The organism is Caballeronia udeis, assembly GCF_044909315.1.
GTDB lineage: Bacteria > Pseudomonadota > Gammaproteobacteria > Burkholderiales > Burkholderiaceae > Caballeronia > Caballeronia udeis_A.
The window spans coordinates 1-5,411 of record NZ_JBIYEB010000074.1; the positions used below are offsets into that span (position 1 = coordinate 1).

Consider the following 5,411-nt stretch of genomic DNA (forward strand, 5'->3'; position numbering starts at 1 on the left):
CATAATCTCGTTTCTGTGCTGCAGATGCAGCGACGCGAAAGCGGCAGGGTTCTGGTGGTTGGGGCGCTGGTGTTTTGGTGAATGTTCTTTAAAAACTAACAGCCGATAAGTGTGGGCGCTTGGTGCTTGGCTTTAAGCGTGGCGGTGTTTCTTAGGAGATGCTGCCGTGAAGCGAAAGTATCAAGTCTCACACTAGTATTAAGGTAGGTTTTGAGCGTCTTTTCAGAGATGGAAAGATGGGAGGAACTTGTCAGTACGTTGAGTGAGCGACCTATTCGCAAGAATAGAAAACAGTAACAGGCATTGAACTGAAGAGTTTGATCCTGGCTCAGATTGAACGCTGGCGGCATGCCTTACACATGCAAGTCGAACGGCAGCACGGGGGCAACCCTGGTGGCGAGTGGCGAACGGGTGAGTAATACATCGGAACGTGTCCTGTAGTGGGGGATAGCCCGGCGAAAGCCGGATTAATACCGCATACGATCTACGGAAGAAAGCGGGGGACCGAAAGGCCTCGCGCTATAGGGGCGGCCGATGGCAGATTAGCTAGTTGGTGGGGTAAAGGCCTACCAAGGCGACGATCTGTAGCTGGTCTGAGAGGACGACCAGCCACACTGGGACTGAGACACGGCCCAGACTCCTACGGGAGGCAGCAGTGGGGAATTTTGGACAATGGGGGAAACCCTGATCCAGCAATGCCGCGTGTGTGAAGAAGGCCTTCGGGTTGTAAAGCACTTTTGTCCGGAAAGAAAACTTCTGCCCTAATACGGCGGGAGGATGACGGTACCGGAAGAATAAGCACCGGCTAACTACGTGCCAGCAGCCGCGGTAATACGTAGGGTGCGAGCGTTAATCGGAATTACTGGGCGTAAAGCGTGCGCAGGCGGTTCGTTAAGACAGATGTGAAATCCCCGGGCTTAACCTGGGAACTGCATTTGTGACTGGCGAGCTAGAGTATGGCAGAGGGGGGTAGAATTCCACGTGTAGCAGTGAAATGCGTAGAGATGTGGAGGAATACCGATGGCGAAGGCAGCCCCCTGGGCCAATACTGACGCTCATGCACGAAAGCGTGGGGAGCAAACAGGATTAGATACCCTGGTAGTCCACGCCCTAAACGATGTCAACTAGTTGTTGGGGATTCATTTCCTTAGTAACGTAGCTAACGCGTGAAGTTGACCGCCTGGGGAGTACGGTCGCAAGATTAAAACTCAAAGGAATTGACGGGGACCCGCACAAGCGGTGGATGATGTGGATTAATTCGATGCAACGCGAAAAACCTTACCTACCCTTGACATGGTCGGAACCCTGCTGAAAGGTGGGGGTGCTCGAAAGAGAACCGATACACAGGTGCTGCATGGCTGTCGTCAGCTCGTGTCGTGAGATGTTGGGTTAAGTCCCGCAACGAGCGCAACCCTTGTCCTTAGTTGCTACGCAAGAGCACTCTAAGGAGACTGCCGGTGACAAACCGGAGGAAGGTGGGGATGACGTCAAGTCCTCATGGCCCTTATGGGTAGGGCTTCACACGTCATACAATGGTCGGAACAGAGGGCTGCCAACCCGTGAGGGGGAGCTAATCCCAGAAAACCGATCGTAGTCCGGATCGTAGTCTGCAACTCGACTACGTGAAGCTGGAATCGCTAGTAATCGCGGATCAGCATGCCGCGGTGAATACGTTCCCGGGTCTTGTACACACCGCCCGTCACACCATGGGAGTGGGTTTTACCAGAAGTGGCTAGTCTAACCGCAAGGAGGACGGTCACCACGGTAGGATTCATGACTGGGGTGAAGTCGTAACAAGGTAGCCGTATCGGAAGGTGCGGCTGGATCACCTCCTTTCTCGAGCTCAAACGTATTAAAGAGAAGTGCTAAAGCGCTCACGCTTATCGGCTGTAAGAAGACAGGCTAAGGGTCTGTAGCTCAGTTGGTTAGAGCACCGTCTTGATAAGGCGGGGGTCGTTGGTTCGAATCCAACCAGACCCACCATTTACTCTTAAGCGTTTGAAAGAACGTGGCGGATAAATGCAGACCCCGAAGCGTCAAGGTATAGGGGGGATTAGCTCAGCTGGGAGAGCACCTGCTTTGCAAGCAGGGGGTCGTCGGTTCGATCCCGTCATCCTCCACCAATCATCAATGCAGATTTTTTATACCTGTGAGCAGAAAAGTGCTTGCGGTGCAGTGTGAAAAATATGCATTGGCGATTGAGCCAGTCAGTAAGCAATTTAAGGCATAGCGCTTTAAGTTGTGCTGTCGTTCTTTAACAATCTGGAAGAAGTAGTAAAGAGATTCACGAAAGCATACTTAGAGATGGGTGTGTGAGTAGGTGAATCAGGGTTGTGATTGTATCAATGTATGAAAAAGTGATCGAAAGGTCGCTTTGGAATACGGCGCAACACGAATACTCAACCTATAGCGGTGTGAAGAAAAGCGCTGTCCGGGGCAACCTGGGTGGTGTTTGGAGAGACACACTCGTTATAGGGTCAAGCGAACAAGTGCATGTGGTGGATGCCTTGGCGATCACAGGCGATGAAGGACGCGGTAGCCTGCGAAAAGCGGGGGGGAGCTGGCAAACGAGCTTTGATCCCCCGATATCCGAATGGGGAAACCCGGCCCTTCTGGGTCATCCTGGACTGAATACATAGGTCCAGTGAAGCGAACGCGGTGAACTGAAACATCTAAGTAACCGCAGGAAAAGAAATCAACCGAGATTCCCAAAGTAGTGGCGAGCGAAATGGGATCAGCCTGTACTCTTTAGCACGACCGTTAGCCGAACACTCTGGAAAGTGTGGCCATAGCAGGTGATAGCCCTGTAGGCGAAAGCGGATGTGTGGAACTAGGTGTACGACAAGTAGGGCGGGACACGTGAAATCCTGTCTGAAGATGGGGGGACCATCCTCCAAGGCTAAATACTCGTGATCGACCGATAGTGAACCAGTACCGTGAGGGAAAGGCGAAAAGAACCCCGGGAGGGGAGTGAAATAGATCCTGAAACCGCATGCATACAAACAGTCGGAGCCTTGAAAGGGGTGACGGCGTACCTTTTGTATAATGGGTCAGCGACTTACGTTCAGTAGCAAGCTTAACTGATTAAGGCAGGCGTAGCGAAAGCGAGTCCGAATAGGGCGTTCAGTTGCTGGGCGTAGACCCGAAACCAAGTGATCTATCCATGGCCAGGTTGAAGGTGCGGTAACACGTACTGGAGGACCGAACCCACTAATGTTGAAAAATTAGGGGATGAGCTGTGGATAGGGGTGAAAGGCTAAACAAACTTGGAAATAGCTGGTTCTCTCCGAAAACTATTTAGGTAGTGCCTCGTGTATCACCTTCGGGGGTAGAGCACTGTCATGGTTGTGGGGTCCATTGCGGATTACTACGCCATAGCAAACTCCGAATACCGAAGAGTGCAATCACGGGAGACAGACATCGGGTGCTAACGTCCGGTGTCAAGAGGGAAACAACCCAGACCGCCAGCTAAGGTCCCCAAATATTGCTAAGTGGGAAACGAAGTGGGAAGGCTAAAACAGTCAGGAGGTTGGCTTAGAAGCAGCCATCCTTTAAAGAAAGCGTAATAGCTCACTGATCGAGTCGTCCTGCGCGGAAGATGTAACGGGGCTAAGCAATATACCGAAGCTGCGGATGCGAGATTTATCTCGCATGGTAGGAGAGCGTTCCGTAAGCCTGTGAAGGTGCATTGAAAAGTGTGCTGGAGGTATCGGAAGTGCGAATGCTGACATGAGTAGCGATAAAGGGGGTGAAAAGCCCCCTCGCCGTAAGCCCAAGGTTTCCTACGCAACGTTCATCGGCGTAGGGTGAGTCGGCCCCTAAGGCGAGGCAGAAATGCGTAGCTGATGGGAAGCAGGTTAATATTCCTGCACCATTGTTAAATGCGATGGGGGGACGGATCGCGGAAGGTTGTCCGGGTGTTGGAAGTCCCGGTCCTTGCATTGGAGAAGGCGCTTAGGCAAATCCGGGCGCGGAATTCAAGGGTGTGAGGCGAGCCGCTTAGGTGGCGAAGCAATCGGAAGTGGTTCCAAGAAAAGCCTCTAAGCTTCAGTTTAACAAGACCGTACCGCAAACCGACACAGGTGGGCGAGATGAGTATTCTAAGGCGCTTGAGAGAACTCGGGAGAAGGAACTCGGCAAATTGGTACCGTAACTTCGGGATAAGGTACGCCCCTGTAGCTTGATGCGCCTGCGCGCAAAGGGTGAAGGGGTTGCAATAAACTGGTGGCTGCGACTGTTTAATAAAAACACAGCACTCTGCAAACACGAAAGTGGACGTATAGGGTGTGACGCCTGCCCGGTGCCGGAAGATTAAATGATGGGGTGCAAGCTCTTGATTGAAGTCCCGGTAAACGGCGGCCGTAACTATAACGGTCCTAAGGTAGCGAAATTCCTTGTCGGGTAAGTTCCGACCTGCACGAATGGCGTAACGATGGCCACACTGTCTCCTCCCGAGACTCAGCGAAGTTGAAGTGTTTGTGATGATGCAATCTCCCCGCGGCTAGACGGAAAGACCCCATGAACCTTTACTGTAGCTTTGCATTGGACTTTGAACCGATCTGTGTAGGATAGGTGGGAGGCTATGAAACCGGAACGCTAGTTTCGGTGGAGCCGTCCTTGAAATACCACCCTGGTTTGTTTGAGGTTCTAACCTTGGTCCGTGATCCGGATCGGGGACAGTGCATGGTAGGCAGTTTGACTGGGGCGGTCTCCTCCCAAAGTGTAACGGAGGAGTACGAAGGTACGCTAGGTACGGTCGGAAATCGTGCTGATAGTGCAATGGCATAAGCGTGCTTAACTGCGAGACCGACAAGTCGAGCAGGTGCGAAAGCAGGTCATAGTGATCCGGTGGTTCTGTATGGAAGGGCCATCGCTCAACGGATAAAAGGTACTCTGGGGATAACAGGCTGATACCGCCCAAGAGTTCATATCGACGGCGGTGTTTGGCACCTCGATGTCGGCTCATCTCATCCTGGGGCTGTAGCCGGTCCCAAGGGTATGGCTGTTCGCCATTTAAAGAGGTACGTGAGCTGGGTTTAAAACGTCGTGAGACAGTTTGGTCCCTATCTGCCGTGGGCGTTGGATATTTGAAGGGGGCTGCTCCTAGTACGAGAGGACCGGAGTGGACGAACCTCTGGTGTACCGGTTGTCACGCCAGTGGCATCGCCGGGTAGCTATGTTCGGAAGAGATAACCGCTGAAAGCATCTAAGCGGGAAACTCGCCTTGAGATGAGATATCCCTGGAGCTTCGAGCTCCTTGAAGGGTCGTTCTAGACCAGGACGTTGATAGGTCAGGTGTGGAAGTGCAGTAATGCATTAAGCTAACTGATACTAATTGCCCGTAAGGCTTGATCCTATAACCAGTGTGTTTTATGTCGGTCAAAGTTTGCGCTTGAGCGCTTTACTTGGAC

General features: G+C 52.3%; 2 tRNA genes and 2 rRNA genes. All 4 read left to right on the forward strand.

The window, feature by feature from the left end:
* The first annotated feature begins 305 nt into the window (after positions 1-305).
* The 4 genes from ABH944_RS44395 (at position 306) to ABH944_RS44410 (ending at position 5,356) form a co-directional block, all read left to right on the forward strand.
* Positions 306-1,836: ribosomal RNA gene (locus tag ABH944_RS44395) — 16S ribosomal RNA — on the forward strand.
* 70 nt (positions 1,837-1,906) lie between these two features.
* Positions 1,907-1,983: transfer RNA gene (locus ABH944_RS44400), tRNA-Ile, on the forward strand.
* 64 nt (positions 1,984-2,047) lie between these two features.
* Positions 2,048-2,123: transfer RNA gene (locus ABH944_RS44405), tRNA-Ala, on the forward strand.
* Between the two features lie 352 nt (positions 2,124-2,475).
* Positions 2,476-5,356, forward strand: a 23S ribosomal RNA gene (locus ABH944_RS44410).
* The 16S and 23S rRNA genes sit together here with 2 tRNA genes alongside, the layout of an rRNA operon.
* Positions 5,357-5,411 lie beyond the last annotated feature (55 nt).